Annotated in this window: 5 protein-coding genes and 1 riboswitch; of the genes, 3 read left to right on the forward strand and 2 right to left on the reverse strand. The window is 33.9% G+C overall.

The features are described 5' to 3' along the window. The coding region (locus BN349_RS26600; protein WP_034293633.1) for a transposase at positions 1-224 on the reverse strand (224 nt) is incomplete at its 3' end. 35 nt (positions 225-259) lie between these two features. Next, complete coding sequence (locus BN349_RS04655; RefSeq protein ID WP_019241112.1) at positions 260-856, reverse strand: transglycosylase SLT domain-containing protein; 597 nt, start codon at positions 854-856, stop codon at positions 260-262. Between the two features lie 203 nt (positions 857-1059). Next, a riboswitch (purine riboswitch) is annotated at positions 1060-1161 on the forward strand. A 150-nt stretch (positions 1162-1311) separates the two neighbouring features. Here BN349_RS04655 and ade point away from each other — a divergent pair. The 3 genes from ade (at position 1312) to BN349_RS04670 (ending at position 4271) form a co-directional block, all read left to right on the forward strand. Next, complete coding sequence (ade, locus tag BN349_RS04660) at positions 1312-3024, forward strand: adenine deaminase (protein WP_019241113.1); 1713 nt, start codon at positions 1312-1314, stop codon at positions 3022-3024. A gap of 200 nt (positions 3025-3224) precedes the next feature. Further along, entirely contained in the window at positions 3225-3800 is a 576-nt protein-coding gene (locus tag BN349_RS04665; protein WP_019241114.1) for a histidine phosphatase family protein, read from the forward strand. Positions 3801-3902: 102 nt separating this feature from the next. Continuing rightward, positions 3903-4271, forward strand: a complete 369-nt coding sequence (locus BN349_RS04670; protein ID WP_019241115.1) for a VOC family protein — start codon at positions 3903-3905, stop codon at positions 4269-4271. The last annotated feature ends 82 nt before the right edge of the window (positions 4272-4353 follow it).

The raw sequence follows: 4353 nt of genomic DNA on the forward strand, positions 1-4353 counted from the left end.
ATATAGGTTTTTATAAAAGCCTGTTTACCATGATATTCATATTTTCTTACCCAATATTGAAGTTTACTTACATGAACACCCATTTCCTTAGCTATTGTATTACAACCTACATTACCTTCTAGATAACGTTTGACTGCGTGAATTTTTTCGTCATTCGTGAATTTTGCCAAAAGAAAAACACCTCCAATTGATAGATTGTGTCTAACAATTGGGGTGCAGTTCAAATTCCGCTCCTTTTCTTTCCTTGCTAGTATACCATTTATTTATATTGTGCTTTAATATATGCAAGATGTTGATTATGCCTTTTTATGTAAGCAGTAGCTTTTCCAGTTCGTGCGTATCCGCCTTCACCTTTGTTATAAGCGCTTAATACAGCTGCCTTTAGGTTAGACCCCTTAAGTCCTTTTTTCTTATATTTGTTTTGAAGGTTTGAAAGCATGTACGTACCCCAATTCATATTGATATAGGGATCGAATGGTGCATTCTTTGTTTTAAGTGTCTTTGCTAAATTAGCGTGATTAACTTTGCTCACTTGAAAATATCCGTAATTGTTTCCGCCTTTAGCTCTAGGGTTAAAGCTACTTTCGTGGCGAATAACAGCTAAGGTCTCTTTGTAATCTAATCCTCTTTTCACACATAAGTCGTATAAATATTTTTGAAGATTGAAGGACAAAGGAATTGTTTTCTTATAATAAGACGGCATTTGTGATGCAGATGTTGAAACCTGCTTTGTATTGCTTTCATTAGTAGCCGCTTCCGCTTTATTTGTAAATTCTAAGTTAATGATGAAGAATAGGGCGAATGTCGCTAATGTAATTAGGCAAACTTTAAAAATCTTATTTTTAGATTCTATCATTCTCTTTCTCCTTTTTTAAATTCTTTTATATCTTAGACTATTTTGACTTTGTTTTGGAAGGGAAAAGAGACAGTTGATATAATTTGTTAGGTGGCTGTAATGTTTTTGTAATATAAAAACAATTATGTAATCTTAACCGTAAATAACGATGATTTTCGACATAAACAAGATTTTCATTGACTCTAATAATAAGCACTGTTACAATGCAAAAAAAATAATACTTTCGTATAATCTCGGTAATATGGTCCGAGAGTTTCTACAAACTACCGTATAATAGTTAGGCTACGAAAATAGTAGGATATAAGGAAAACTAAATGGCTACATTTAGGTGTTCTTATATTTAAATAAAGACTCTAAATACTATTTAGAGCTTTCCTTTATTCATCCATCATTTATTGAAGGGATGCCTCTCCCTACTATTCTTCCTTGCCGTAATCATCTAAGGAGGAAAAATCATGAAAACCCCATCACAATTAAAAACTCTGATTCAAGCTTCGCGAGGAACAATACTACCCGAACTGGTTATTAAAAATGTAAAGATTGTAAATTTATTTACAGATGAAATAGAACAAGCCGATGTTGCCATTCACAAAGGTAAATTTGTTGGGATCGGTGTATATCAAGGTTCAAAAGAATTGGATGGAAGTCACTATACAATGGTACCTGGGTTAATAGATGCACATGTTCACATAGAGTCTAGTATGCTCTCTCCTTCACAATTTCAAAAAGCTGTATTACCGAGAGGGATTACAACGATTGTGACTGATCCACATGAAATCGCTAATGTTACCGGTGCCCATGGTATCCGTTGGATGTTAAATGATAGCAAAGGCTGTATGTTGAATTATCGATATCAATTGCCGTCTTGTGTACCTGCAACGTCATTTGAGGATAATGGAGCTATTCTAACTGCAGAAGATTTGGAGCCATTCTACAAAGATGAGCTTGTATTAGGTTTAGCCGAGGTTATGGATTATCCCGCTGTGCTAAGTGGTCGTGAAGATATTATGGCAAAAATTGAAGCAGCAATTCGTAATGACGTGCCAATTGATGGTCACGGGGCAGGGTTAAGTGGTAAAGATATCGATGCTTATTTAACAGCTGGGATTACAACTGATCATGAATGTGTAAAACCTGAAGAAATGATCGAACGAGTTCGTCGAGGAATGTATGTAATGCTTCGTGAAGGCTCCGCAGCACGAAATTTACATTCTTTATTAAAAGGTTATCGCAAAGAAATATCACATCGTCTCATGTTTTGTACAGATGATAAACATATTGATGATTTGTTAGAAGAAGGAAGCATCGATTATCATGTTCGTGAATGTTTAAAAGCAGGTATTGATTTATACTCCGTATTACGAATGGCGTCATTGAACACGGCACAATGCTATAATTTAAAAGGTAAAGGAGCCATTGCTCCAGGTTATGATGCAGATTTCATTTTATTAAATGATATAGAGACATTTGATATTGAATCCGTGTGGGTTGGTGGCATTCAATATGAAGAAAAGAATAGCAAGGATAAGGTTGAGCACTTCGAAAATACCGTCTTTTTAGGGAAATATCAAAAAGAACTTCTTCAGTTAAACCTAACTAATGAATGGGCGAGAGTAATTGAAATCATTCCAAATTCCATTGTAACCAAGAATGCTGAATATAAAGTTCCTGTTGAAAATGGATTGTTTGTTTCAGATATCTCTCAAGACTTTGTGAAAATTGCTGTTATTGAACGCCACAAAGGCACTGGCAGTGTAGGTGTAGGGATTGTTAAAGGTTTTCAGTTACAATCTGGTGCAGTCGCAACAACTATTGCACATGATTCTCATAATATTATTTGTATCGGTACAAACGATGAAGATATGGATATTGCCATTCGTGAACTAGAACGTATTGGTGGTGGAATTGCTATTGCTAATAAAGGTGAAACAGTTGCTTCATTATCGTTACCAGTAGCAGGATTGATGACAACTGTATCTCCTCAGAAGTTGAATGAGAATTATAGTGATTTACTTGTTGCTTTAAACCAGCTAGGAATAACGACAAAATTTTCACCGTTATTAACACTATCCTTCCTAGCGTTACCGGTTATACCGTCATTGAAATTAACGAATCAAGGATTATTTAACGTTGATACCTTTTCATTTGTTAGTGTAAGCGTGGATTAAAAACATCAGCAGGATGTCTAATTTATCGTAATTGACTAACTTTTTCATAAAAAGTAAGTAAAGAAAATATATTGTAAGCAGTATGATTTTATCGAATCAGACTGCTTTTTTATTATTTACAGTTTTTAATTAAATAAAAGGATTTTTTCATAATATTATGGAAATAAGAATAGTAAAACATTTGAGTTAGGGGGAAAGCGATGATCAAACTAGGCATAATACGTCACGGTAGTACGGATTGGAATATAGAAGGAAGAGCACAAGGTAGGGCGAATATTCCTTTAAATAAGGCTGGAGTAGACGATGCTTATCAATTAGCGAGTCGCTTAAAAGATGAGAAATGGGATCTTGTTTATTCTAGTGATTTATTGAGAGCTAGACAAACAGCTGAAATAATCGTTGGAAAGCTTGATCATATACCAATTATTTTAGATGATCGTTTAAGAGAGATTGATGGTGGTCTAATTGAAGGTACAACTGAAAAAGAGAGAATTAAAAAGTGGGGGAATAAATGGAGGGAAATGAATTTAGAAATAGAAAGTCCTCATTTGGTGGAAGCAAGAGCTGTTTATTTTATTAATGATGTAATTGAAAAACAAAACAATCGTAGTATCTTAATTGTTAGTCACGGTGGCCTCATTAAATATTTACTCCAAAATCTTGTACCCAATTTGGAAATAGCTCCTTCATTCGGTAATACGTCCATTACTAAACTATCGAAAAGTAATCAACAATGGAAATGCGACTTATTGAATTGTACCGCTCATTTACGATAAATAATAAGTAAAAATTATGGATAAGTATAAAAAGTATGTCATTTTCTTAAAGGATATCCAAGGATACAATGTATGTAGATGGTCTTAAGAGGAGGAGTTCTTATGTCATTTACTTTTACCGTTATTGATCATATTCAATTGGCAGCCCCAAAAGGGTCAGAAGAGAAGGCTCGCGCATTTTATCACGATATTTTAGGGTTTGAAGAGATAGAAAAGCCTTTTGCTTTAAAGGAAAGGGGCGGTGTTTGGTTTGGGTTTAATACCTATCAAATTCACATTGGCATTGACGAAGCATTTTCACCAGCTAAAAAAGCACATCCTGCTTTCGCGGTGTATCCTATTAATGAACTAAAAAAACATTTAGAAAAAAATAATGTAGAATATACCATTGACGATAAAATACCTGATGTTGAAAGGATATTTATTGAAGATCCTTTTGGAAATAGGATTGAATTTCTAGAAAGAATTTAAGAGAAACAAACAGTACGATGTAAATGATTTAAGTTGCATTTTTGATTTGTGTGAATATTTTTGGAATTTTCGATAAATAAAT

Source organism: Bacillus sp. AP8, assembly GCF_000321185.1.
GTDB lineage: Bacteria > Bacillota > Bacilli > Bacillales > DSM-1321 > Bacillus_AD > Bacillus_AD massilioanorexius.